Origin of the sequence: Ectothiorhodospira shaposhnikovii (assembly GCF_047222355.1) — a bacterium.
Classification (GTDB): domain Bacteria; phylum Pseudomonadota; class Gammaproteobacteria; order Ectothiorhodospirales; family Ectothiorhodospiraceae; genus Ectothiorhodospira.
This window is the reverse complement of sequence record NZ_CP178333.1, coordinates 758,880-784,009: the sequence shown is the minus strand read 5'-3', so window position 1 is coordinate 784,009 and position 25,130 is coordinate 758,880. Positions and strand designations below refer to the sequence as shown.

At 64.4% G+C, this 25,130-nt stretch carries 24 protein-coding genes and 1 tRNA gene; 13 read left to right on the top strand and 12 right to left on the bottom strand.

Annotation, left to right across the window (positions count from 1 at the left end; translation table 11 throughout):
* Positions 1–17: 17 nt before the first annotated feature.
* Positions 18–3,875, bottom strand: a complete 3,858-nt coding sequence (locus tag ACLF6L_RS03550; RefSeq protein WP_412852381.1) for an EAL domain-containing protein — start codon at positions 3,873–3,875, stop codon at positions 18–20.
* A gap of 311 nt (positions 3,876–4,186) precedes the next feature.
* On the opposite strand from ACLF6L_RS03550, the gene ACLF6L_RS03545 reads away from it, so the two are divergent.
* Both ACLF6L_RS03545 and ACLF6L_RS03540 read left to right on the top strand, forming a co-directional pair.
* The gene (locus ACLF6L_RS03545) at positions 4,187–6,076 is read left to right on the top strand and encodes an AMP-dependent synthetase/ligase (RefSeq protein ID WP_238617454.1); all 1,890 of its coding nucleotides are present in this window, start codon (positions 4,187–4,189) and stop codon (positions 6,074–6,076) included.
* Between the two features lie 436 nt (positions 6,077–6,512).
* Positions 6,513–7,163 carry a PAS domain-containing protein gene (locus ACLF6L_RS03540; RefSeq protein ID WP_238617453.1) on the top strand — a complete coding sequence of 217 codons (651 nt, stop codon included), beginning with the start codon at positions 6,513–6,515 and terminating at the stop codon, positions 7,161–7,163.
* Between the two features lie 79 nt (positions 7,164–7,242).
* Here the strand turns inward: ACLF6L_RS03540 and ybaK are convergent, their stop codons facing one another.
* The 3 genes from ybaK to ACLF6L_RS03525 are packed head-to-tail and all read right to left on the bottom strand — an operon-like array spanning position 7,243 to position 9,467.
* Positions 7,243–7,710, bottom strand: a complete 468-nt coding sequence (gene ybaK / locus ACLF6L_RS03535) for a Cys-tRNA(Pro) deacylase (protein WP_412852380.1) — start codon at positions 7,708–7,710, stop codon at positions 7,243–7,245.
* A gap of 18 nt (positions 7,711–7,728) precedes the next feature.
* Positions 7,729–8,505 carry an ABC transporter permease gene (locus tag ACLF6L_RS03530; protein ID WP_008931049.1) on the bottom strand — a complete coding sequence of 259 codons (777 nt, stop codon included), beginning with the start codon at positions 8,503–8,505 and terminating at the stop codon, positions 7,729–7,731.
* Positions 8,505–9,467 (bottom strand): ATP-binding cassette domain-containing protein, encoded by a 963-nt coding sequence (locus ACLF6L_RS03525; protein WP_238617452.1) that lies wholly within the window; start codon positions 9,465–9,467, stop codon positions 8,505–8,507. The genes ACLF6L_RS03530 and ACLF6L_RS03525 overlap by 1 nt, the downstream gene beginning before the upstream one ends.
* A 133-nt stretch (positions 9,468–9,600) precedes the next feature.
* Between ACLF6L_RS03525 and ACLF6L_RS03520 the strand changes: the two genes are divergently transcribed.
* Positions 9,601–10,401 carry an inositol monophosphatase family protein gene (locus tag ACLF6L_RS03520; protein ID WP_412852379.1) on the top strand — a complete coding sequence of 267 codons (801 nt, stop codon included), beginning with the start codon at positions 9,601–9,603 and terminating at the stop codon, positions 10,399–10,401.
* Here ACLF6L_RS03520 and ACLF6L_RS03515 read toward each other — a convergent pair.
* Entirely contained in the window at positions 10,388–10,978 is a 591-nt protein-coding gene (locus tag ACLF6L_RS03515) for an NADPH-dependent FMN reductase (RefSeq protein ID WP_238617450.1), read from the bottom strand. The two genes, ACLF6L_RS03520 and ACLF6L_RS03515, sit on opposite strands and share 14 nt — an antisense overlap.
* Before the next feature lie 512 nt (positions 10,979–11,490).
* On the opposite strand from ACLF6L_RS03515, the gene ACLF6L_RS03510 reads away from it, so the two are divergent.
* The 10 genes from ACLF6L_RS03510 to ACLF6L_RS03465 all read left to right on the top strand — a co-directional run bounded on the left by ACLF6L_RS03510 (position 11,491) and on the right by ACLF6L_RS03465 (position 18,700).
* Positions 11,491–12,798, top strand: a complete 1,308-nt coding sequence (locus ACLF6L_RS03510) for a tyrosine-type recombinase/integrase (protein WP_412852378.1) — start codon at positions 11,491–11,493, stop codon at positions 12,796–12,798.
* Positions 12,798–13,331 (top strand): hypothetical protein, encoded by a 534-nt coding sequence (locus ACLF6L_RS03505; RefSeq protein WP_412852377.1) that lies wholly within the window; start codon positions 12,798–12,800, stop codon positions 13,329–13,331. Before ACLF6L_RS03510 ends, ACLF6L_RS03505 begins: the two co-directional genes overlap by 1 nt.
* A gap of 631 nt (positions 13,332–13,962) precedes the next feature.
* Positions 13,963–14,361 (top strand): hypothetical protein, encoded by a 399-nt coding sequence (locus ACLF6L_RS03500; RefSeq protein ID WP_412852376.1) that lies wholly within the window; start codon positions 13,963–13,965, stop codon positions 14,359–14,361.
* Entirely contained in the window at positions 14,351–15,883 is a 1,533-nt protein-coding gene (locus ACLF6L_RS03495) for a YfjI family protein (protein ID WP_412852375.1), read from the top strand. The genes ACLF6L_RS03500 and ACLF6L_RS03495 overlap by 11 nt, the downstream gene beginning before the upstream one ends.
* A 362-nt stretch (positions 15,884–16,245) precedes the next feature.
* Positions 16,246–16,557: a hypothetical protein gene (locus ACLF6L_RS03490; protein ID WP_412852374.1), complete on the top strand. Its 312-nt coding sequence runs from the start codon at positions 16,246–16,248 to the stop codon at positions 16,555–16,557.
* Entirely contained in the window at positions 16,554–17,060 is a 507-nt protein-coding gene (locus tag ACLF6L_RS03485) for a hypothetical protein (RefSeq protein ID WP_412852373.1), read from the top strand. The genes ACLF6L_RS03490 and ACLF6L_RS03485 overlap by 4 nt, the downstream gene beginning before the upstream one ends.
* Complete coding sequence (locus tag ACLF6L_RS03480) at positions 17,057–17,548, top strand: hypothetical protein (protein ID WP_412852372.1); 492 nt, start codon at positions 17,057–17,059, stop codon at positions 17,546–17,548. Before ACLF6L_RS03485 ends, ACLF6L_RS03480 begins: the two co-directional genes overlap by 4 nt.
* A gap of 3 nt (positions 17,549–17,551) precedes the next feature.
* Complete coding sequence (locus tag ACLF6L_RS03475; protein WP_412852371.1) at positions 17,552–17,767, top strand: sigma factor-like helix-turn-helix DNA-binding protein; 216 nt, start codon at positions 17,552–17,554, stop codon at positions 17,765–17,767.
* A gap of 33 nt (positions 17,768–17,800) precedes the next feature.
* Entirely contained in the window at positions 17,801–18,124 is a 324-nt protein-coding gene (locus ACLF6L_RS03470) for a Mor transcription activator family protein (RefSeq protein WP_412852370.1), read from the top strand.
* Positions 18,125–18,520: 396 nt separating this feature from the next.
* Positions 18,521–18,700: a hypothetical protein gene (locus tag ACLF6L_RS03465; RefSeq protein ID WP_412852369.1), complete on the top strand. Its 180-nt coding sequence runs from the start codon at positions 18,521–18,523 to the stop codon at positions 18,698–18,700.
* Between the two features lie 426 nt (positions 18,701–19,126).
* On the opposite strand, the gene ACLF6L_RS03460 is transcribed toward ACLF6L_RS03465, so the two are convergent.
* The 7 genes from ACLF6L_RS03460 to tolB all read right to left on the bottom strand — a co-directional run bounded on the left by ACLF6L_RS03460 (position 19,127) and on the right by tolB (position 25,113).
* A tRNA-Lys gene (locus ACLF6L_RS03460) sits at positions 19,127–19,202 on the bottom strand.
* Between the two features lie 158 nt (positions 19,203–19,360).
* A complete protein-coding gene (locus ACLF6L_RS03455) occupies positions 19,361–20,629 on the bottom strand; it encodes a YeeE/YedE family protein (RefSeq protein WP_238617449.1) in 1,269 nt (422 codons plus the stop codon).
* Between the two features lie 213 nt (positions 20,630–20,842).
* Complete coding sequence (queC, locus tag ACLF6L_RS03450) at positions 20,843–21,514, bottom strand: 7-cyano-7-deazaguanine synthase QueC (protein WP_412852368.1); 672 nt, start codon at positions 21,512–21,514, stop codon at positions 20,843–20,845.
* A 150-nt stretch (positions 21,515–21,664) separates the two neighbouring features.
* Positions 21,665–22,315: a 7-carboxy-7-deazaguanine synthase QueE gene (gene queE, locus ACLF6L_RS03445; protein ID WP_412852367.1), complete on the bottom strand. Its 651-nt coding sequence runs from the start codon at positions 22,313–22,315 to the stop codon at positions 21,665–21,667.
* Positions 22,312–23,148: a tol-pal system protein YbgF gene (ybgF, locus tag ACLF6L_RS03440; protein WP_238617446.1), complete on the bottom strand. Its 837-nt coding sequence runs from the start codon at positions 23,146–23,148 to the stop codon at positions 22,312–22,314. The genes queE and ybgF overlap by 4 nt, the downstream gene beginning before the upstream one ends.
* Before the next feature lie 8 nt (positions 23,149–23,156).
* On the bottom strand, positions 23,157–23,735 hold the full coding sequence (gene pal, locus ACLF6L_RS03435) for a peptidoglycan-associated lipoprotein Pal (protein WP_008931039.1): 579 nt from the start codon (positions 23,733–23,735) through the stop codon (positions 23,157–23,159).
* Positions 23,736–23,820: 85 nt separating this feature from the next.
* Positions 23,821–25,113, bottom strand: coding sequence for a Tol-Pal system beta propeller repeat protein TolB (gene tolB, locus ACLF6L_RS03430; protein WP_238617445.1), 1,293 nt, complete (start codon positions 25,111–25,113; stop codon positions 23,821–23,823).
* Positions 25,114–25,130: the final 17 nt, after the last annotated feature.

Genomic DNA, 25,130 nt, shown 5'->3' with positions numbered 1-25,130 from the left:
GGAACAAAGCAAACGACTCAACCCAGATAGTCATCCAGGGCCTTGGACAGGGCATCCCTCAGCTCGATGAGCTCATCCAGGCGATGACAGGCCGCCTGGATGTCTCCCCGTGCATGCAATTCATACAGCACCCCTGCCGACTGATGCACCTGACGATGCAGGCGGTCCACGGTCTCAAAGCCCGGGCATGGCTGAAAGCCGGACTCATCCATCCAGCGACTGAAAACAGCAGGATCATGAATCAGCTTGGGCAGATCACGACTACCCGCCCTGAGGGCGTCCGCCAACTCCTGAATCCAGGCACGATGTTCCACCTGGGTATACAGCAGCGGCAGATATTCACGGTTCAGTCGCCGTAGTTGCGCCCAGCGGGGGCTGGGCTGCCAGTGCCGTATCCAGTCCCGCAGGGATTCCGCGGGCATCGGCCTGGCAATACCGTAACCCTGGCCCAGCTCACAGCCGATCCGCAGCAGCATGTCGCCATGGCTGGGGGTCTCCACCCCTTCCGCGATCACCTGACGCCCGAACGCACTTGCCAACCCCAGCACCCCGTCCAGGATGGCCAGATCATCCGGGTCCTCCAGGATATCCCGCACAAAGCTCTGGTCCACCTTGACCACCCCCGCCGGCAACCGCTTGAGGTACGTCAGCGACGAGTAGCCGGTGCCGAAATCATCCAGGGCGACATTGACCCCGATGGCCCGACATTCTTCCAGCAGACGCGAGACCTGGACCAGGTCACCCAGGGCACTGGTTTCCAGCACCTCCAGCTCCAGAAAATCCGGCGACACCTCGGGCTGCCTGGCCAGCAAATCCTTGAGACGGGAAGGAAAGTCATTCTGACGCAGCTGCCTGGCACCGATGTTGACACTCACCGGTATCCTGAAACCCTCGGCTCGCCACAAGGCAGCCTGTCCCAGGGCGGTTTTGATCACCCACTCACCCACTGCAATACCCAGCGAGTGATCCTCGATCTCGGGCAGAAAATGGGCGGGAGGCAACAGGCCCCGCTCCGGATGCCGCCAGCGAATCAGTGCCTCGGCACCAATGATCTCACCGGTGCGCAGGTTGACCTTGGGCTGATAGTGCAGGACAAACTCTTCGGCTTCCAAGGCTGCGCGAATACGCTCGATGCTTTCGTGCCGTGTACGCAGGCTACGATCCAGATCCGCATCAAACCGGTGAAAACGATTCTTGCCGGCCAGTTTGGCCTGGTACATGGCCTGGTCCGCCTGACGCAACAGCTGATCGGCCTCGATGGGCTCTGCCTGAGGGTAGAAGGCCACGCCCAGGCTGGCCGACACCTGAAGCACATGGCCATCCATGCGGACGCTGCGGGACGCGGCATCCAGCAGACGCAGCAGCAGGGGGGTACCGGCCTCCGGGGCCGGCAGGTCGAGCAGCACCGCCACGAACTCGTCTCCCCCCAGGCGCGAGAGGGTGTCGCCGTCACGCAAGGATTCCTTCATGCGACCGGCCAGCGCCATCAGAAACCGATCTCCCATCGAATGACCGTACCGGTCATTGATGGCCTTGAAACCATCCAGGTCCAGGTACACCACCGCAATGTGCAGACCACGCCGCTGGGCCTGACTCATGGCCTGGTACAGTCGATCGGCCAGCAGCACCCGGTTGGGCAGATGGGTCAACGCATCATAGTGAGCGATGCGTTCCAACTGCATTTCATGTTCCTTGAGCGCGGTGATGTCGGTGGAGATGCCCAACAGACCGATAATCTCCCTCGCTTCCGTTTCATCATGAATCGGAGTCTTGATCTCCAGATAAGTCCTGTTGCGACCTTGGCTGTCCACCAGCTCCACTTCCTCGCGGGTCTGCTCGCCTCGCAATACCCGCCGATCGATCTGCCGCAGGCGATGCACCGAGGCGGGAGGAAGAAAATCACTGTCTTCGGCCCCCGTCAGTGCCTCGGTGGAGCAGTTGAACAGTCTCAGGGTGGCCCGGTTGGCATAGGTGTAGCGGCAATGCGTGTCCTTCATGTAGATATATGACGAAACATGATCCAGGGCCTCGCGGAAACGACGATTCTCCGCATAGGCGCGGCGCAGCTCCAGTTCGGACTCCTTGCGTTCCGTGATATCGGTGATGACGCCATACCAGGTTACAGCCCCGCCTTCGGCGCGATGGGGAAGCGCATCACCAAACAGCCAGCGAATGGAGCCATCCCGGAGCTGTGACCGATACTCATGCTGCCAGGGAGACAGGTTCCTGGCCGACCGAACGATCGAGGCAATGAACCTCCGGCGGTCCTGGGAATGGACAGCCCTGAGCGCCGACACGGCATGTTCCCTCACCACCTCGGGAGCCAGCCCATATAGCTGGCGAATACCCTCGCTCACATAGGGAAAAGAGACATGCCCATCCGGATACAGCCTGAATTCGAACACCAGGCCAGGAACACGGGCGGCGATGGTCTGGAACTGATCCAGCAGTGTCTCACGGGCCGCTTCCAGGGCCTTGCGCCGGGAAATGTCCGTGCTGGTTCCGATCATGCGCAAGGGGCGACCGTCCGGGGCACGGCTGACCACGACGCCTCGCGACATCACCCATTTCCAGCCCCCATCCCTGCACTGCATCCGGTGCTCATCACTGTAAACGCCGGTTTCGCCGTTCAGGCAAGCTTGCAGGGCCGCCATGACCCGGGATCTGTCATCCGGGTGCAGGCGGCTTTGCCACTCATCCACGGATGTGCCGATCTCTTCCCCGCTGAAATCAAGGATGTGCTTCCAGCGCTCCGAGTAGAACACCGAATCATCATCCAGGGTCCAGTCCCACAGCCCGGCCCCGGAACCTTCGATGGCAAAACGCCAGCGGAACTCACTTTCCTCAAGTTGCGCTTCCCTCGCCTTGATCTCCTCGGTGAGCCGGGCCGCCAAGCGAATGGCGCGAGTGCGGGTGGAGGCGATGGACAGGATCAGCGCCGACAGCAGGCCGGTAAGACCAAGACCGCCGGCCAGGGTTGTCCACGCGGCCCCGTAGTAGAGGCCGACCCCCGGATCAGGCTCATCAAACATCAGCAGCCAGTCACGGTCATTGAAGTGGATGGAACGCCGTTGTTGCCACCGGGACGATGGATCGACAGCCGGCTCATGACTGCTGAACAATAAATCCCGGGAGCCCGGCTCCAGGCCGTCATAGAGGCGCAGGCTGACATTTCGTCCGCTAAGCCGCTCCCAGTTCTGAAGCACACGCCCCATCCAGTCATTCATGGGAAATGGACTGAACGTCCAGCCCACCAGGGCGTCGCGACGCTGCGTCACCGAGTCGACCGGCACGCCCTGCAGGTAGACCGGCATCGCCATGAGGATCGTTGCCTGGGCGGTGTCGATGTTCTCCCGCAACGCGCCGACCTTGCCGCTCAGGGTGGAAAGACCGCTGTCACGAGCCCGCAACAGGGCGTCCCGCATGCCCTGATCCACCAGCATGTCCATGCCAAGGATCCGCAGATCATGGGCACGTAAGGGTTCCAGATACAACACGGGGGCATGGGCCTCTCCGGCCCACCGGGGGTGAACGGTGTAATTCGGAAATCTTTCCCGCAGTTCGGCCTCATGCGCTTCCAGCCCTTCCGGGAGGATCAAGGGCGCAAACCCGAAATGCTGTTCTTCCGAAATGGTGTCGGATACATGCAGTTTCCGAATGAAGGACTGCCACTCCTCGCGGGTGACTTCCTCGGAGGACTCGAACAGCCCAGCCCCGCCGCGCAGGACCAGGGCATAGGCATTGAGGCGCTCCTGAACCTTGATGGTCAGCTGATCACTGGTGAAGGCAAAAGCGGCGATGGTATCCCGCTCGGTGGCTCGACGTACCTGATCGGCGGCGAATACTGAAAGCATGACACCAACGGCCAGCGTCATGAGTGCGAGTCTTGGTTGAACCACCCAGCCTTTGAGCAACATGTCAGCAGCCCAGGTTTCGGGCATCGCATCAGCGTCTGCCGCGGAGTGCCCAGCATACCTTGACAAGGGCCGCGGCGGTATGGGGATGCGACATGTCCACCGGCACCCAGGGAATACGGACGTATCCGGTCATTGAATGGCCTGCATCATTGTTTTTATTGAGGTCCGTGGCATAGATTGCCCCTTTGCCCAACGTGTCCGACCGGCCGCGACGCCGCATCCTCCGCGTCCGCGCCGCTTGGGAATCCATGCCAAAAGTGAACCCATCCATGCCGCACGCACCCACCCTGTTTCACACCTTCCTCGACAGCTGTGAACACTTCAACGATCGCCTGGCCTTCATCTACCGGGTGGGCGAGGAAGAATTCCGGGTCACCTACGAAAAATTCTTCGAGGATGTGCTGCTGCTGGCACGGGCCTTCAAGGCCGGCAAGATCCGCCGGGGCGACAAGGTCTTCCTGCTGTCCGACAACCGCTACGCCTGGATCGTCACCGACATGGCACTGCAGGCCCTGGGCGCGGTGAGCGTGCCCCGCGGCTGCGATACACCGGCCGGCGAGATCGAGTACATCATCAACCACTCCGGCGCCGAATTCGTGATCGTGGAAACGGACGCGGTCTACGAAGCCCACCAGGACCTGCTGCACAGCCTCAAGCCCCGGGGCGTGTTCGTGATGGTGGGGGCGGAAAAGAACACCTGGTTCCACAAGGTGGTGTCCTATACCGAGATCCTGGCGAATCGCACTATTGAGCCCCGGGAGATCGAATGGTTCAAGGGACTGGCGGAGCACATCCAGCCGGAAGATCTGCTGACCATCATCTATACCTCGGGCACCACCGGCACGCCCAAAGGGGTCATGCTCACCCACAGCAACATCATGCACAACATCCGCACCCTGCCCCCACTCATCGCGCTCAACGAGACGGATGTCTGGGTGTCGATCCTGCCCTCCTGGCACATCTTCGAACGGACCGCCGAATACATCGGCATCGCCCGCGGCAGTTGCCTGGTCTATTCCTCGATCCGGACCTTTGCCCAGGACCTGGAGACCTACCGGCCCACCCTGGTGGCCACCGTACCCAGGGTGTGGGAAGCCCTGTACACCCGCATCACCACCGAACTGAAGAAAAAGGACCCGAAAAAGGCCCGGATCTTCAATCTGCTGGTCCGGGTCTCCGCCACCTACCGGCGCAATCAGCGCATTCTGAACAATCAGTTGCCGGTGTTCACCAAACCCCCGGTCCTGCGGCAGGCCGGGGACAAGAGCCGGGCGGCCCTGACCAACGCCCTGCTGTTCCTGCCCAACCTTGTGGCACGCAAGAAATTCCGCCTGGTCCAGGAGAAGTTCGGCGGCCGCCTCAAAGCCGCCATCAGCGGCGGCGGCAGCCTGCCGCCCTATCTGGACGAATGGATCGACGCCATCGGCATCCGCATCATCAATGCCTACGGCATGACCGAGTGTTCACCGGGCATTGCCGGTCGCGGCCTGGAATGTGATGTATTCGGCACCCTGGGTCCGGCCGTGGGCGAAACGGAACTGCGCATCGTGGACGCCACCGATCAACCGCTCCCCCCCGGCACCGAAGGGGAAATCCAGGTGCGGGGCGCCCAGGTATTCAAGGGCTATTACGACAACGACATCGCCAATGCGCAGGCCTTCACCCCCGACGGCTTCCTGCGCACCGGTGATCTGGGGCGCATGACCCTGACCGGAGAACTGGTCATCACCGGACGGGCCAAGGACATCATCGTCCTCGCCAGCGGCGAGAACGTGGACCCGACCAACATCGAGGCCACCCTGTCCATGTTCCCCTTCGTCAAGGACGCCGTGCTGGTGGGACAGGACAAGAAGGGGCTGGGCGCCCTCATCGTGCCCGACATGGAGAAGCTGCGAGAGTTTGTCCAGGAGAAGTACAACCAGATCGTGGGAGAAGCCGACGAGGCCCTCAAGGACAAGCATCTGCTGGATCGCCTCCGTGGCGAGATGAACAAGCTGCTCCACCCCCGCAAGGGCTTCAGGCCCCACGAGAAGCTGCACAGCATCTACTTCCTGGACAAGGAGTTCACTCCGGGAGAGGAAATCACCAGCACCTTCAAGAAAAAGCGCCACGTGATCGAAAGAAAATACAGCGACATCATCAACCGCCAGCTCAAGTAACGGCCTGCCGCGCACCGGATCCACTCCCCCTACCATCCCCCCGCCCAAGCGGGGGTGACCTGTTCAGGCGCCTCCCTCGGCCGTCTGATCACGCCGCAAAATCGGCATTCCCCCCATTCAGGCCCTTTTTCGCCTGGGCCCATCCCGCCCCGGCAAATGACGCCCTTGGCACACATCGTGCTGAAAGAATCGTATCTCCAGTATTTGCAGGCCCAAGTGCCCTTGATACGCACGGAATCAGTGCAATCCCGATAGCCGCTCCAGCCTTTTCCGGCCTCTTTTCCCGTGTTCGGAACTCCGGAGCCGTGGCGACCCGATCAGACAATGAGTCCGTAACACAATGAATAACCACACAAAAAGCAGCATTTACCAGCAACAACCCGTATCAGAAGACAGGCTGACGCACACGATTGGCAATGCCGCACCAGGGATGATCATGTCCAATCCGGAAAATCCGGCGGATCAGGGATATCCGGACGATGCGGCCTACCGTGCGCTGTTTACCGCAAGCCCGGCGGCCATGCTGTTGCTGGAACCCGATGACATGCGGGTGCTGGATGCCAGCCATGGGGCCTGCGCCCTGCTGGGCCGGCCGATTCAGGGCATCGTGGGCATGAAGCCGACACACTGGGCCCCCGGCCAGTCTGGACAGTTGGACCGAATGGCGGGGGAAGCCCTGGCTGAAGACCAGGCAGGGACGCAAGCATTGGAGATCGGACGGGTCGATGGCGTGCTGCTTGAAGTGAATTGCTCCATTCGCGCCGTGACGGTGCAAAAGCGGAAACTGCTGCTGGTGGCCCTGGGTGAAACGCCCGAATCTGACGGGAAACTCATCGGGGCCACAGGGGAAGCGGAGAAGACCCATCCCGTACTCACGGAAGCAGAGCGCCGGGAACGGGACCGGCAAAACATCATCGCGGCCCTGGAGGCCTGTCACGGAAAGGTGTTTGGCCGAGGTGGCGCGGCACAGCTGCTGGGCATTCCGGCCACCACCCTGGCCTCACGAATCAAGGCGATGGGCATTCCCCAGAAATCCCGGCGCAAAAGTCAAGAAAAGAGACAGCGGACCCTCAAGGCAACCGCATGAACAGCCATTCCGCGACGGCGGGGACCTCGACAGGCCAGGGGTTCGTTTTCCGGGACCGCGGGATTCTGACCGGCAACAGCTACTGACACAAAGGGACAAACCGGGCCTGGGTCAGCCGGGCCAGGTCCAGGGGAGACAACTCGATCTGCAGCCCCCTACGACCGGCGCTCACGAACATTGTGGGAAAGCCCTGGGCCGAGTCGTCGATATAGGTTGTCAGGCGTTTTCTTTGCCCCAAGGGACTGACACCTCCCAGGACATAGCCGGTGGTACGCTCCACCAGGGTCTTGTCCGCCATGGCGGCCTTCCTGGCCCCGGCGGCGTGGGCGATGCCTTTCATGCTGAGCATGGAGGCGACGGGTACCACAGCCACGGCCAGTGCGTTACCGTCCAGGCTCACCACCAGGGTCTTGAAGACCCGATCCTCCGGCAGACCCAGCTTTTGAGCCGCCTCCTTGCCATAGGCGTCGCTGGACGGATCGTGGTCATAGGCATGGACCGTATGGACGACCCCCGCCTTTTTCACCTGCTGGACACCCGGTGTCATGGACCGTTCCCCTCGGGCTCAGGCCGCCCCACCCTGCCCCATCAGACGCCGGTTGAGGGCACGCACCGACAAAGGGGCAAAGATGGCGGTAATGATCGCGGCCCAGACCAGGGCGCCCAGGGCGGGGCCGAGTACCGGGCCGCCGGAGAGCAGGCCCCGGCAACTGTCCACCAGCATGGTCACCGGGTTGAGGGCCACCAGGGTCTGCAACCACGACGGCAGCGTCTCAAGGGGCACGAAGGCGTTGCTGACGAAGGTGACCGGAAACAAGGCCGTGAATCCGAACAGCTGGACATGTTCCGGATCCCGGGACATGACACCCACCAACACCATCACCCAGGAAAAGGACAGGGCGAAGGCCAGCAGCAATACGATCATCACCGGCAATCCCCACCAGGGCGCCTCCATGCGAAACCCCAGCAGGAAGCCCACACCCAGCAGCAGCAGGATACACAGCACCTGCTTGACCATGTCTGCCAGGATGCGTCCCGCCAAGGGTGCCCAGCGGGGGATGGGCAGGGCCCGCAGACGATCGAAGACGCCCTTGGTCAGGTCGGAATTGAGGCCGTGGCCCACATAGACGGTGACGAATACCAGGTTCATCACGATGACGCCGGGCAGGATGAAGGACAGGTAATCCTCGGTGGAACCGGCCACCGCGCCGCCGAACACGAACAGGAACAGCACCAGGAACAGGATGGGCTGAATGGAATAGTCGCCCAGTTCCCAGGGGTTGTGACGTACCTGGACCAGGCTGCGCCAGGCCAGAGTCAGACATTGCTGCAAGGCACGCATCAGGCGGACTCCTCTGCGTCGTCCGGGCCCGGTCCGGCACGACGACCGGTGAGGGAAAGGAACACATCATCCAGGCTGGCACCCCGCAGGGCCAGTTCATCCACCGGGACGCCGGCCTCGTCCAGGGCACGCACCAGGGCGGGCAAGTGCTCCGGATCGGCGGCGGGCGCGCTGACCCGCTGGCCCTTGATATCCGCCGGACGACCGGTGATCCGGCTCACCCATGCCGCCACCCTGGCAATGTCGTCCCGCTCCCGCACCACCACTTCCAGGTTTCTGTGCCCCACCCGGGCCTTGAGGGATTGAGCGGTGCCCGAGGCGATCACCCGGCCCTGATCGATAATGGCGATTTCATTGGCAAGGGCATCCGCTTCATCCAGATACTGGGTGGTGAGCAGTACCGTGGTCCCCTCGCCCACCAGCCCGCGCACCAGTTGCCAAAGATCCAGACGGGCACGGGGGTCCAGGCCGGTGGTGGGCTCGTCCAGGAACAGGATACGGGGACGTCCCACCAGACTGGCAGCCAGGTCCAGGCGCCGGCGCATGCCGCCGGAATAGGTCTTGGCGGCCCGATGGGCGGCGTCCAGCAGATGGAACTGTTCCAGCAGACTCCGGGTGCGGTCACGGGCATCGGCGCGGGAGAAGCCCAGCAGACGGGCAATAAGGATGAGGTTTTCCCGGCCGGTGAGTTTCTCGTCCACCGAGGCATACTGCCCGGTGAGACCGATGAGTTCCCGAACCTGATGGGCCTGGGTGCGCACGTCAAAGCCCCCTACCCTGGCTTCGCCGGCATCGGCCTGCAAAAGGGTGGCAAGGATGCGCACCAGGGTGGTCTTGCCGGCGCCATTGGGACCAAGCAGCCCGAGGACCGTACCTTCCGGTACGCACAGATCCACACCGGCCAGGGCCTGGGTGGCACCGAAACGCTTGCTGAGATCGGCAATCTGGATGGCGGCGGGCATCCGGACCCACTCCCGGGATTGGAACTGGCATTATCTTAACAGCCCATCCATCTGTCTGGGCTACACTGACGCCTGCGTTCATCACGGGAGCCGGCAGGCCCAGGCCGACCGCTCCGGGAGATACCCGACCGACATGCCACTGACCATTGACCCTGAATCCATCATCCAGGCCGTACGCGACCAGGTCGGCCTGACCCTGGCGGAACGAACCCGCGCCGCCACCCGCAAGCGTGACGGCTCCTGGGTGACCCAGGTGGACCTGGACATTCAGCACGGCCTGCAGTCCTGGCTGGAACGGCACTACCCCGAGACCGGATTCCTGGGGGAGGAGATGTCCCCGGAGCACCAGCAGGCGGCCCTGGCCGAGGATCGCCCGGTCTGGGTACTGGATCCGCTGGATGGCACCAGCAACTTCAGAATGGGCCTGCCGGCCTATGCCACCAGCCTGGCCCTGCTGAAGCACGGCCAACCGGTCTTCGGCGTGGTCCATGACCCCTGCCGCAATGAAACCTTTTCCGCCCAACGAGGCGCCGGCGCACAACTCAACGGCGCCCCCCTGAAACTGGCCCCCGACGACACGCCGCCCTTGCGAGAAGCCCTGGCCGGCGTGGATTTCAAGCGCCTGCCCAAGGCACTGGCCACCCGGCTGGCCAATACCCCGCCCTACGCCTCCCAGCGCTCCATCGGCTCCATCGCCCTGGATTGGTGCTGGGTGGCCGCGGGACGCTTTGCGGTCTACGTCCACGGCCGACAGAACCTGTGGGACTACGCCGCCGGACAGCTCATCCTCAGCGAGGCCGGCGGCTGCCTTGCCACCCTGACGGGACCGGCATCCGACACATTGGACCTGCGCCCCCGCTCCGCGGTGTGCGCGGCAAGCCCCGATCTGATGCGGGAATGGCAAGCCTGGCTGAGCCTGGTCAGTCCCCCCTGACGGCCATGGCCAGACGGGCCACCGCGGCCCCCACCCCTTCCACCGCCTTGCGAACGCCCTCGTCCCCGAGCTCACCGGCGTCGGTGAATGCCTTGTCCGCCTGACTCACCCCCATCTGCTCGGGGACCACGAGAAACCCGAGGTTGGCCAGATACTGACGGGTATGCTGCAGGGAACGGATACCACCCAGACCGCCCGGAGATGCCGCAGTGATGCCGGCGGGCTTACCCCGCACATGGACCGTCCCCGGCCGACCGGAGCCATCCGGCAAGGGGCGGGACACCCAGTCCAGGGCATTCTTGAGCAGAGGGGTGAAGAAGCCGTTGTACTCGGGAGAGGCCAACAGCAGGCCATCATGACTGGCGAACAGCTGCTGCAGCCGGGCGGCATTGTCGGGCAACCCTTGGGAGTCTTCCAGGTCGCCGTCATAGAGGGGCAAGGGATAATCGCCCAGACTCACCACCCGGACCTCGGCCCCCGCCGCCTCGGCGCCGCGCGCCATCACGGCCAGCACCTTACGGTTCAGGGAGTCCCGGCGGGCACTGCCGGACAGGGCAAGCAGACGTGGCTTGAGCATGGAAATCCTCCGTTATGGCGCATCCAGTTCGAGCGGATGGTTCAAGGACGATTTCTACACTATAACGCGCCAGATACAAATCAAAGGGGCAGGACAATCCACGCTTGCCCGATTGGCTGGAAACAGAGGCGGAGATTCCACTTGGCGGGATTGTCCCGCTTGGGTTCCCCAGGGGAGCCCAGCGCCATGAGGCAGGGATGATCGGGAGCGGGCGAGTCGCGTAAGCGACTGATTTGAATGGTGGGTCGTGTAGGATTCGAACCTACGACCAATGGATTAAAAGTCCGCTCAGTGAACCGTTAGCAGGCATTATGCCAAGCATACGAAGCCGATGATTTTCAATGTATTTTCAGGAAATCATCCTTCCGGCTAATGGTGGATAATGCGCTATAATTGACTTACTTGGGTTCCGTGGTGGTTCCGTGGAACCCAGGCCAAAACGAAACAGGCCCCGAGGATGCGCCAACACCCCCGGGGCCCTGACCACCGGCAAACCTTGAAGGGAGGTTGCCATGGCTATCCGAAATTCTACCACCCGCGCCAACTTCACCCACGGTCGCGTCCAATCCTTTGAACGCCCCGAGGATAGGGACGAGGCTTTCATGTGGGACTTGGTTCAGCCCGGTCTTGGACTGCGGGCAACCAAGTCTGCCGTTTCCTACCTGTTCCAGCGCAAGCTGAACGGTCGAACCGTCCGCGCAGTGATCGGGGACCGGGAGACCTGGACCCTGGCGGAAGCCCGGGCCGAGGCCAAGCGCCTTTCCGCCCTGGTGGATCAGGGCATCGACCCCCGGCAGGAGAAGGCCCAGCGCAAGGCAGAGGCGGATCAGGCCCGGCAGGAGCAGGTCCGGGCCGTTGTCACCCTGGCGGATGCCTGGGACGCCTATGTGGAAGCCCGAAAAGCCGACTGGAGCGAATCCCACCGGCATGACCACGCCCAGGTCATGACCGCCCCCGGACAGGCCCGCAAGCGGTCCCCGAGGAAAACCAAAGCGGGTGCCTTGTACTCCCTGCGGGACGAGCGACTGGCGGACCTGACCCCCGAACGCCTGGAATCATGGCTGGTGCGGGAGAAGGCCGCCCGCCCCGCCGTGGCCGCCCGGGGCTTCCGCCTGCTGAGGACGTTCCTCAACTGGGCCGCCGAACAACCGGAATACCGGGGGCTGGTGGACCCCGCCGCCCTGCTGACCAAGACCGTGCGCCGATCCGTGCCCAAGCCCCGGGCGAAGGATGATTGCCTTCAGCGGGAGCAGCTGGCCCCGTGGTTCAAGGCCGTGCGGGAGCTGCCCTTTCCGGTTCATGCCGCCTACCTTCAGGCCCTGATGCTGACCGGGAGCCGCGCCCAGGAACTGGCAAACCTGCGATGGGAGGACGTGGACTTCCAGTGGCTGTCCCTGACCATCAAGGACAAGGTGGAGGGGGAGCGGGTCATACCCCTGACACCCTACGTGGCCGCCCTGCTGGATGCCCTGCCCCGCCGGAATCAGTGGGTGTTCTCCAGCACCAGCAGCGAATCAGGCCGCATGTCCGAGGGCAACCACGCCCATAACCGCGCCCTGAAGGCTGCCGGGCTGCCCCATCTCACCCTTCACGGGCTGCGCCGATCCTTCGGCACCCTGTCCGAGTGGGTGGAGTGCCCCGTGGGTATCACGGCCCAGATAATGGGGCACCGGCCATCGGCCATTGCGGAGCGGCATTACAAACGCCGCCCCTTGGACTTACTGCGCCAATGGCACACCAAGATCGAGGCGTGGGTGTTGAATGAGGCGGGCATCCCGCAACCCCAGGCCGGGGCCGGTCGGCTGCGGAGGGTGAAGTGATGGCCCTGCCTGAGCATCCGTGGGTCAGGCTGGAGGAGGCCGCCGAAAGGTGGGGATGCACCGTTGACGACATAGAGCGATGGGCGCATGAGGGGCTTATCTGTCTCGGATCACCTGATCCGCTTACCCGTGCTGTCTGCGATCGTTTCAGCGTGGAGCCGCCCCACGGGTATGTGTACCTGCGGGTCATCACCCTGGGAGAGCTGGACCGATTCGAGCGGGAACACCGGATCGGGGGATATGCGGAGAAAGTCACCCATGCGGACTTCCCGGGGCTGGACGCGGGAAAGGGCATGATTCGGGACGCTATCGCCGCCGCCATCGAGGCGCACCAGCAGGAGCACAACAACACACCGTCCGATGACCAGATATGGGAGAGAATCAGGACAGGCAAGGTGCCCGGCTACATCACGGGGCATGCCGATCCCCGCTTGAGGGGCGACGGCAGCAAACAGCAGTGTGTGATGATTGACAGGGAGGCTGTGACCCGGGAGGCGTTCAAAAAGCGGATGAATGGCTACCGGGGCCGCTGACTACGACAAACAGCGCCGTTTCCTACCGTTTCCCACGACAAACCACGCCGTTTCCTTCCGTTTCCTGCCGTATGCCCCCGGGCCGCCCGGCATCCCGCCAACATGAACGCACCGTTAACAACCGCTTAGGTGCGTGAAATGCCACAACCGATCACAAGCAGCGCCACAACCCTGCCCCCCGCCGGCATGGCCCCCGCTGGACTGACTACCCCCCAGCTTGCCTACGCCACTGGTGTGCGCCCGGATAGCATCCGCGTTCACCTGTGCAGACGCGGGCACTACTACGGGCTGCGCCCTCAGCGCCTGCCCAATGGCCGGCTACTGTGGCCCGCTGACTCGCTTGAACGTCTACTGGCCCAGGGGCAGAAAGCCGCCACGCCTGCACCCAGGAAGCCCGGGGAGACTGCGTGATGACCCGACCAAAGAAAAACCCCCACCCGGGGACCAGCCGGGCAGGGGCAAATGGAGATCAGGTAAGGCAGATCACCCCTGATGATATCAGCACCAAGCCCAGCAGGCTGTCCCGCCGCCCGAAGCGCTCATGGCGTCGGCAGCAGGCCCAGATCGACCGGGTATACCTGGATGCCATCGGCAAGCTTATGAGCGGCACCAGCGACAGGGGGAGTAAGGCATGACCCATCGCCAACTTCCGCCCTATGGCAAGCGCATCATCCAGGCCCGGCAGGGCGATCTGTCCCGCTACTGGGGAACTTCGCCCGATGGCCGCCGCCCGTCGCTGTGGTGCGCGGTCGGCACCACCGCATGGGAAGTAGCCCGTGACGCCTGGCACCCAGCCCGGACCCGTGGCCGCTGGCTGGTGGCTGTATGCCCTCCTGATACCGATCCCGCCGCCCTCGACTGGCAGTGCCTGGTGGGTTCTGATCCTGTTCTGCTGGTGCGGGCCGGAAACGTGGACGGGGATCAGGTTCACCGCCTGGTGCTGGCCCTGCTGACCGCTGGCGTGGGCCGGATTCTCGACATGGGCACCGGCAACCGCTACATGAGCAGGGAGGTGGATCATGCCGCGTGACATCGTGATTGAAATCCCGAAACGCGACACCGCCCCCGACTGGCCGGAGCTGATCCCCCTGGATCATCCGGACCTGCCCCGCCTGGACCTGGATCACCTGCCCGGCTGGGCTGGTGCCTATGCCAAGGCCCTGGGCCGTTCCACCGAGACACCCCCGGAGCTGGCCGCCGCCCTGGTGCTGGCCGTGTGCGCGACCGCCACCGCCCGCCGCCTGCGCCTGATGGTGTCCCCCGGCTACTTCGAGCCGCTGAACCTTTGGCCCTGCGTGGCCCTGGAGCCGGGCAACAGGAAGTCGGCAGTGCAAGGGGCCGCCTGTGCCCCCCTGCTGGACTGGGAGCGGGATCAGGCCGCCGCCATGACCGGGGAGATTCAGGCCGCGGATTCCGAGCGCAAGACCATGGAGGCCCGCGCCCGGGAGCTGCGAAGCAAGGCCGCCAAGGCCGAAGCCGACGACGACGCCCGCAACTATGCGAGCCAGGCAGCCCAGATCGAGGCGGAATTACCCGAGGTGCCCAGGCCGCCGCAACTGTGGACCAGTGACGCGACACCCGAAAAGCTGGGGGCACTGATGGCGGACCATGGGGAGTGCATGGCCTGGCTTTCGTCGGAAGGTGGGGTGTTTGATCTGCTGGCGGGCCGGTATTCCAGCGGCATCCCGAACCTGGACCTTGTGCTGAAGTCGTGGAGCGGGGACCCCGAGCGGGTAGACCGGGGAAGCCGCCCGCCCGTGTACCTGCACCAGCCCGCCCTGACCATCGGGCTATCCCCCCAGCCGGACGTTCTCAAGGGCCTGGCCAGCAAGCCGGGATTCCTGGGCCGGGGGCTGCTGGGCCGGTTCCTGTTCCTGATGCCGCCGTCACCGCTGGGACACCGGACCCTGACCCCTGCGGGTATTCCCCAGGGGGCCGTGGACGCCTACGCCGCCGGGGTGCGGGCCATGCTGGAGTGGACGCCGGAGATTGACCCGGAAACCGGGATGGAGCGCCGCCGATTGATCCGGCTGTCAGAAGCCGCCCATGCCGAGTGGTTGGCGTTCGCCCGGCACATTGAGGCGTCCATGTTGCCCGGGGGGGAGTTCGAGCATGCCAAGGACTGGGCTGGGAAGTGCCCGGGGCAGGCTGCCCGCCTGGCGGGAATCCTCCATGGGATCGAGTATGCCCACGGGGAACCCTGGGCCGTGCCCGTGGCCGTGGAAACCATGGGCCAAGCCCTGGAGGTCATGGCCGTGATTGCCCGGCATACCCTGGCTGTCTATGCCCTGATGGGAGCCGATCCGGGGATAGACGCCGCCCGCAAGGTCTGGGACTGGATCAGGAGGGGCCGCCGGGAGGCTTTCAAGGCCCGGGATGCCTTCAACGCCCTGCGGGCCACGTTCCCGAAGATGCACCCGCTGATGGACGCCCTGGCCGTACTGGAGGAGCGGGGGTACCTGGAGGTCATCGAACCCCAGGCCGATGGACCGGGCCGCCGCCCATCCCCCACCGTGCGGGTACGCCCTGACATTGCGGAGGGCTGGCGATGAGCTGGCGGGCACTGCTGGGGGGCAGTTCAACCCCCGATGCCTATACGCACAATGCGCACAATACGTAAAACCCCCAGGCCGGGGGCAATTCTGCGGATTCTGCGGATTCTGCGTATGGGAGCTCAGGGCTGGGAGCTGGCAATGATCCGGCACCAGCAGAAGGGGGCAAGCCGGACGCCCACCCGGGGGAAGCCCTGAGTTCTGCGTATTGTGCGGATTCTGCGTATGGGGATTCCGACGAAACCCGCACCCAAGCCCAAGCCAAGATCACCGCCGCCTGTCGGGAGCTGGGAGCGGACCCGGACAGTGCCCTGGCCTGGTATGCCGATCCGGGGGGCTGGCCCGACTTCGCCAGCCGCCCGATGGAGTGGGTCAGGGCCGTGGTGCTGGATGCCCTGGAACAGCAGTTCATCCGCCCCGCTGGTGCCTGCCCGCTGGTGCTGGACACCGGCACCGACCGAGAACCGGGGCCGCTGGATAGCCTGCCCCTGCTGCCGGAGGACTGGATATTTATCCATGCCCGCACCCTGGGCCGCCAGAACCGGGCCGCCCTGCTGGATGGATACCGGGCCGCCTGGCTGGATGCCGCCGACCAGGAGCCGGTCCCGCACCGGAAGGACAACGTAGGCCGCCGGGCCGCCAACCTTTGGCTGATGGAGATCACCGACCGATGACCGCAAACGATTACCGCCCCCGGCTAGTGCTGGGGATTGATCCAGGCCTGACCGGGGCCGTGGCTGGCCTGGCCCCCGATCACCGCGTGGAGCTGCTGGAGGACTTACCCACCGTGGCCCGCGGCAGTGGCCGGGTACGCCGGGAGCTGGACGCCGCCGGGCTGGCTCACCTGCTGCGCCCGATTGCCGGGGACGTGCGCCTGGCAGTGGTGGAGCAAGTGGCCAGCCGCCCCGGGCAAGGCGTGGCCAGTGTGTTCAGCCTGGGACACACCGCCGGGGCAATCTGCGGGGTTCTGGCGGCCCTGGGCATCCCGCTGGTGCTGGTGCCGCCCACCGCGTGGAAGAAGGCCGTAGGGGTGCCCGCCGGCAGCGACAAGGACATGGGCCGGACCATTGCCGCCCGGTTCCACCCCGATCTGAACCTGAGCCGCAAGCGGGACCACAACATGGCGGATGCCCTGCTGCTGGCCCGGTACGCACTGACCATGAGGAGCGCCGCATGACCAAGCTCGAGAAGATCAAAGCCGCCGCCGATGAAGGCGTGGGCTATGGCCCCCTGGACCCCGTGACCACCCTGCTGGCGTCACACAACCCCGAGAGCATGGCCGAGGCCCTGAAGTATCACCGGCACCCTGCCGTGATGGCCTTTGTCCGATCGTTCGATGAGCACTGCCGACAAGTCATGAGTGACCGCCTGGAAGCCCTGGAGCGGCAGACCGGGGACAGTGTGCTGGCCTGCGTCATGCTGTCCGAAGATGCCCAGGTTGTCCCCTACCTGCGCCGGGAGCTGCGGGAGAAGCTGCACGAGGGGCTGCGTCAATTCCTGCCCGACCTGAAGCCCCTGGGAGTGGATCACCGAGGGACGCCCTGCTACCGCATCGAGGACGTGGCCCGCGCCCTGGGAGCCAGCGAAGCCGCACTGATCCAGCAGGCCCGGGAGGCGGGAATTGATTGCCATGCGGGGGAACCTGACATTCAGCGCATCCAGTAACCCATGGGCACCAAGCCGGACCGGGAAGTGACACTGGATGACGTGGCCCGGGAACTTGGCATCTCACGCGAATGCGCCCGGCAGATCGAGGTCCGCGCCCTGCGGAAGCTGCGCCGCGCCCTGGAGCGCCGGGGGGTATCCGCTGATGACCTGCTGCCCACCCCCTGCACCGCCCCGGGGACCCCTGGCTGGTGCGCCGATGACGGGACGCCCGAGTAAAATGGGAGCGTCATCAACTGCGAGGTTTCAGGCATGTTTGACGATTTTCGGGAGGTTATCGGCCCCGATCTGGCGGGCAAGCTGCAAGATACTCTCGGAGGCACCACAACCCGCATACCCATGACCCCTACACCCCACCTGGTGGCCACCCTCGGCAGCGACGCCGCCCGGCAGCTATGCGCCCTGGCTGGAGGGGAGGCCGTGACCATCCCCAAGGGGCACCGGGCCGCCCTGGATGCCCGAAATGAGCAGATCAGGAGCGCCGCCGCCGCTGGTGCCCGCCGTAATGATCTGGCCCGCTCTCATGGGCTGACCGACCGGCAGATAAGGCGCATCCTCCAGGCTGGCGACGGGTAGGCTTCCGGCACCAGCCGGGCCGGGTATCCCAAGGTTTCCACGAGGGTTCGGAGGGCGAGCGAATAGCAAGGTTTAGGCAAGGGTCTGGCCCCGATCAGGCCGGGGCAATGTCAAGGTTTGGTCAAGGGTCTGGCCACCGATCAGAAGGGGGCCAATGGTAAGGTTCAGGTAAGGGTCAGCGCCCGCGTGAGGAAGGAACCTTAGAAAACCTGAGATTGCCGAGGAAGGAATGGGGAGGTTCCGGGTAGGGTCCAGCGGGCCGGGCTGGGCCAGCGGAATCACCGGAGGGAGGGGACAGGCCCGGGGCGATGGGCTATATTCTGAAAGCGCCCTGGGACCGGCTGGCACCGGCACCCAGGACTTCCCACCGGCTGACCTGCAAAGGAGGTTCCGCCAATGAGCACCGACAATCCTACCACCGAGAGCAACAATCACCGCGCCCTTGATTCCCTGAAGCGCATCGTTCAGGCCCGCGTGGAGGGCCGAATGGATGACGCGGAATGGGATGAGTTCATGGGTGTGGTTGGCCAGATTCTGGCCCGAGTGGATCGGGAGCGGGACGCCCGCCCCGCCTGACCAGCACCAGCACCAGCGCACAAGGCCCCGCCCCCGTGGCGGGGTTTTTTGTGCCTGGGGGAAAGCTGGCATGCCTTGCATGGTGGAATGATCCCTGCATGGCTGCATGATCCGTTCCAGCAAGCAATCCATAGGCCAGCAAATCGCAAGCCGCTGATTCTGAACGCCTGGATTTTCGCATGGCCCAGCGATTGCATGGCGGGTGACACCAGGACCGGGGCCATGGGTCAGCGGATGCCCTGCCCAGGGCCGCACCGGGAGGCGGCTCAGGGACCGGCAGCGCCGCCCACCTGAGCCAGCACCGGCAGCGCGCCCGATCCGCTCACCCACTACCCGAATTATCCGGCTTAGGTTCCGTGGTGGTTCCGTGGGGGAAAGCCGAAGATCAAGCGAAGCGGGACGGGTTGCGTAAGTGACTGATTTGAATGGTGGGTCGTGTAGGATTCGAACCTACGACCAATGGATTAAAAGTCCACTGCTCTACCAGCTGAGCTAACGACCCACGAAGGGAAGCGATATCCGGGGATATGTTGGTTACCCCTGGAAAGGGCAGGTATCTTACTGGATTTTTCAGGGAGTGCAAGTATTTTTTCCACGGTGAGGCGCCCCCGCATCCCCGGCCCTTCTCCCTCGGGGGAGAAGGGTGCATTCGGACAACAGCTACATGGCCTCCAGCTTTCTGAGCCGGGCGGGCAGCAGGCGCAGATCCACCAGGCCGGTGACGAAAGCCTTGAAGAAGGTGGCTTCGTCCTCGTAGAGCATCTTGTAGTACTGGATCTTCATGGTCATGGCCGCGCCCAGGACGATGGCGCCAAAGGTGAGAAAACCACCCAGGGCCAGGGTGGAGATGCCGGTGACACCCTGACCGATGGTGCAACCCATGGCCAGGACGCCGCCAAAGGCCATCAGGACGGCGCCGATGAGGTGGTTGAAGAAATCCCTCGCCGAGGCGAACCATTCCACCCGGAAGGCGCCGGAGACCATGGCCCAGAAGAAGGAACCCACGATCACACCCACGAGGGCGATGACACCGATGTATAAAAGACTGGTGTCGAAACCGCTCCCCACATAGCGCAGGGTCTGCCCCATGGGGTTGATGAAGGTGAAGGACTGGGTGGCCCAGGGAGCCGCCTCGCCGGGACGACCGTCCGGATCATCAGCCAGGAAGTCCCAGTCCTGGACGTAGGCCTGGAGACCGTGCCGACCGTCCATGCCGTCGTCGATCTGGACCGTGCTGGTGACATACCAGGCCCCCACCACCACCAGGCCCACCACGAGACCGCCCAGGATGTGATCGAAACTGCCCCGGAAATCCGCCTTGCGGAAGATCAGGAACAGGGCGGCGGCGCCGATCACCAGCCCGATGACGAGCCGTGCCACGGCGCCATGCTCATTGCCGGCCACCAAGGAGCCCAGGTCCTGCTGGGACCACAGACCGATGCTCATGGGATTGGTCCAGGGATAGAACAGCAGTGAATATAGGGTGTGGGCGGTGCCCGGGAAGGGGTTGATCATGAAGTAGGCGATCAGGGCGATGATCATCAACACCATGATGGACTTGATGTTGCCGCCACCGATACGCACCAAGGTCTTGTTGCCGCAACCGCTGGCCAGGGTCATGCCGATGCCGAACATCAGACCGCCCAGCAGGTGCTCCACCCAGGCCAGCTGGGATGAGCGGTAGGGAGGGAAGGCTCCATCCGCGCTGATGAGTCCGAAGGCCTCGAACAGGATGACCCCCAGCATGGCGACGGTCATGGCCAGAAACCAGGATTTCATGCGCCCGGTGTCTCCCATGTTCACCCAGTCGGAGACGGCGCCCATGGTGCAGAAATTCGTCTTGTTGGCCACCGCGCCGAGGATGAAGGCGAGGACGAAGATGGAGGCCAGTACGGCGGCGGCGGCGGCGGGAAAGCTCTCGAACAGCATGGATCTCCTCCTGGGGCCGGGTGTGCTGCCCCGGTCCGGCTGTCAGCCCGGTGGCCAGGCTTGCCTTTGGCGACGGGTCGGTCTTGTTCCGAATCGGACGGCCGACTTGATTCTTTGGGTCATGTCGGCGTCATTGTGCAACAGGCCGCTGACCGGGACATTCAGAGTTTTGTATGTCCGGATCAGTTTTCCTGGTATGGAGGCCGTCGGATTTCAGGCGCGGTAGCGGGTGACATCGGGGATGCCGGCGTCGGCGAAGCCCTTGGCCCGCAGGCGGCAGGCATCGCAGGTGCCGCAGGCGCGTCCCTCGGCGTCGGCGCTGTAACAGGAAACGGTACGGGAGAAGTCCACGCCCGCGGCCACGCCCCGGCGGATGATCTCGGCCTTGCTCAGGTCGATGAGAGGCGTGCGGATGCGGATGCGATCCCCTTCCACGCCGGCCTTGGTGGCCAGGTTGGCCATGGTCTCGAAGGCCTGAATGAACTCAGGGCGGCAGTCCGGGTAGCCGGAATAATCCACCGCGTTGACGCCGATGAACAGATCCCGGGCCTTGAGTACCTCCGCCCAGGCCAGGGCCACGGCGAGAAACACGGTGTTACGGGCCGGAACATAGGTGACGGGGATACCGTCGGAGAGCTGGTCCGGGACCTGGATGGTTTCATCCGTAAGGGCGGAGCCACCGAACAGGCCCAGGTTCAGATCCACCACCCGGTGATCCGTTGCGCCCAGGCCGTGGGCCAGTTCCACTGCCGCCGCCAGTTCGGCGCTGTGGCGCTGGCCGTAGCGGAAGCTGAGGCAGTGGCAGGTAAAGCCCTCGGCCCTGGCCAGGGCCAGGACGGTGGCGGAGTCCATGCCGCCGGAGAGCAGGACGACTGCGTTTTTCATGGGTGGTTTTCTCCGAAATTCTGGATTCCCGCTTTCGCGGGAATGACGAAGTTACTTATCGGAAATAACGAGGCTACTTATCGGGAATGACGAAGCGACTTACCGGGAATGACGGTGTTCATTATCGGGGATGTCGGATTCCGGGGAGCTTCAGCGCCCCCTGGCATCATCCCACAACCATTTATGGAGCTGGATCTGGAAACGGACCGGCAGGCGGTCCGCCAGGATCCATTCGGCCAGTTCACGGGGCGACAGGCGACCGTGGACGGGGGAGAACAGGATCTCCGCCCGGGCTGCCAGGTCGTGGGCCTGGAGACTGTCCCGTGCCCACTCATAGTCGGCACGGTCGCAGAGGACAAACTTGACCTGGTCCGCCGGGCCAAGGCACTGCAAATTCTCCCAGCGGTTGCGCCCGGACTCTCCGGAGGCCGGGGTCTTGAGGTCCATGACCTTGATGACCCGGGGGTCCACCAGGGCAAGATCCAGCGCACCGCTGGTCTCCAGGGAGACCTCGTACCCGGCATCACACAGGGCAGTGAGCAGGGGCAGGCAGTCCGGCTGGGCCAGGGGTTCGCCTCCGGTCACGCAGACATGGCGCACGCCGTAACCCGCCACCTGCTCCAGGATCTGCGTCAGGGTCATCCAGGCGCCGCCGGTGAAGGCATAGGCGGTATCGCAATAGCCGCAGCGCAGGGGGCAGCCGGTCAGGCGCACGAAGACCGTGGGCCAACCCACGCTGCGGGACTCCCCCTGCAGGGAGAGAAAGATTTCGGTGATGCGCAATCGACCCGACGCGGTCACGGACGCCCTTCCTCGTTCATGCGCCGCAACCGCTGTTCCGCCAGCCGGGCCACCGAACTGTTGGGGTTCTGATCCCGGACCTGGGTAAGTGCCCGCCGGGCCTCAGCCCATTGCTCCAGCTCATAGTGGGTGAAACCCTGCTTTAGCAGGGCGTCTGCCTGCTTGTTGCTGCCCGGATAACGCTCGTTCACCCGTTTGAACTCCGTCAGGGCGCGGGGAAAGTCACGGGTCACATAATAGGCCTCGGCGATCCAGTACTGGGCATTGGATGCCAGGCTGCCATTGGGGAAACGCTCCAGAAAACCGCGAAAGGCGGTGATCGACGGCTCATACCGACCTTGTCTGAGCAGTTCGAAGGCGGCTTGATAAACCGCCTGCTCCGACGCGGGATCGCTGTCGACGCCGACGATCACTTCGCCGAAGGCCGCGCTATCGCCAGCCTCCGGAGTCACGGCAGCGGCAGACCCATCCGGTAATGTGGCGGGCGTCGCCCCGGAGGTGGGTGTCGGTGCGGAAGCCCCACCCCGCTCCAGGTTTTCCAGGCGTCCATCCACGTCCAGATACAGATCCCGTTGACGGGTCCGCAGCCCTTCCAACTCATGACGCAGGGTTTCGGATTCGCCCCGAAGCTCCCTGACATCTCGGTCCATCCCGTCCACCCTGCGCATCAGCTCCACCAGGGCCTCGCTTTCCAGCAGCCGTTCCAGACGCTCCAGACGGGCGTCAAGCTGCTGCATGCGCTCCTCCAGAGCCGCGGCCTGGGCACGGCTCTGGGCGTGAACGGAGGAAAACGGCGCTGCAAGCAGCGCCGTTGCGACCAGAACAGCGGTCATCGTTATCTTCATCTACGGTGGCCCTCATAGATCAATTCCACCCGGCGGTTCTGCTGCCAGGCCTGTTCGTTGCTGCCCATGGCGGCGGGCATCTCTTCACCATAGCTGATCACCTGGATCTGGTCACTGGAAGCCCCCTGCAACAGCATCATGCGGCGCACGGACTGGGCGCGACGCTCACCCAGACCCAGGTTGTATTCACGGGTACCACGCTCGTCGGTATGACCTTCCAGACGGATGCGGGCCTGGGGGTGACGGGCCAGGTAGGCGCCGTGAGCCGCCACCACGTCCACAAAATCGGCGCGGACGTCGTCACGGTCGAATTCAAAATAGATCACCCGCTGGGACAGGGGGCTGGAGGGGTCGGACAGGGCATCGGCCGTCAGGCGACCATCACGACCCAGGGGGCTGGTTTCGACCCCCGAGTGACGGTCGCCCTGGATGCGACCATCGTCGTAAACGTCACCCACCAACACCGGGTCGGTGGTCGCGGTCTTGTCCACCGAGGCACAGGCGCCCAGGGTCAGGAGAACGATGGCCATCAGGACGAACAGCAGGGAACGGCTAATGACATGGGAACTGCGCATTGAGGTGATCCTCGGGGTATCGTTTGGGTTATGGGCCTTGATCCCTGGGGATCAAGGAGTACTGCAACATCAGGTCTGACTCGACTCACTCCCGGAACGGCGACCAGGCGGGTTCACGCACCTCACCTTCCTGCAACACCAGGCGCTGATGGACCCGGCCATCCGCACTGACCGCGGCAAGGACACCCCGGCCACGCTCGGAAGTGGCGTAGATGATCATGCTGCCGTTGGGGGCAAAACTCGGGGCTTCGTCGGCACGGCCATCGGTCAGCACCCGAAACTGACGGGTCTGGCGGTCCAGGATGGCGATGCGAAAACCGCCACCGACGCCATGCACCATGGCCACCCGGCGTCCGTCCGGGGAAATGCTGGCGCCGCCGTTGTAGCGGCCTTCAAAGCTCAGGCGCCGGGGCTGACCGCCGGTGACCGGCACTTCATAGAGCTGGGGCTGGCCGGCCCGGTCCGAGGTGAAGACCAGGGAGCGGCCATCGGGCATCCAGGCCGGTTCGGTGTCGATGGATCGACTCTGGGTGACCCGGCTGACCGAGCGGTCGGCGAGGTTCATCACATAGACGTCCGGCGCTCCGTCCCTGGACAGGGTCAGCGCCAGACGTCGGCCGTCCGGCGACCAGGACGGGGCACTGTTGATGCCCTCGAAGGCGGCCAGGCGGGTGCGGTCACCGCCGTCCACGTTCTGCACGAAGACCTCGGAACGGCCGTTCTCAAAGGACACATAGGCAATCCGGCGACCGTCCGGCGACCAGGCCGGCGACAGGATGGGCTGGGCGGACCGGAAGATGGTACGAGGATGATGGCCGTCCGCGTCGGCCACCTGGAGGGCAAAGCGACGCTCACTGCCCTGTCCCGTGACGCTCACATAGGCCACCCGGGTATCGAACGCGCCACGCTCACCGGTCAGGCGCTCGAAGATGATGTCGCTGATCATGTGGGCGGCCCGACGCAGGTCGGCCCGTTCCACCGGGATGCTGTAGCCGGTCAGCTGACGCCCGCCGGCCACGTCGAAGAGCTGGAACTGAACGGCAAAACGGTCTGCACCGGTGGGCTGCAGGCGACCGATGACCACGTAATTACTGCCCTGGCCGCGCCAGGCCGGGAAGTCCAGTTCATCGGCACGGGTGGGCCGTTGGGGCATGGTCTGCCGCTCCACCGGGGCAAAGCGGCCGCTACGGTGGAGATTGGCGCCGATGATGGCGGCCAGGTCCTCGGGGGCCTGGGCCTCGCCCTGCCAGCCGAAGGGCACCACGGCGATGGGCATGGCCCCCTCCACGCCCTGGGTGATGCGGATCTCGAGGGCCGCCTGCCCCACCAGAGGCAGGCCGAGCAACAGCAGAAGGATGACGTGTCGGATCTGAATCATGACCGGTATCTCATGGC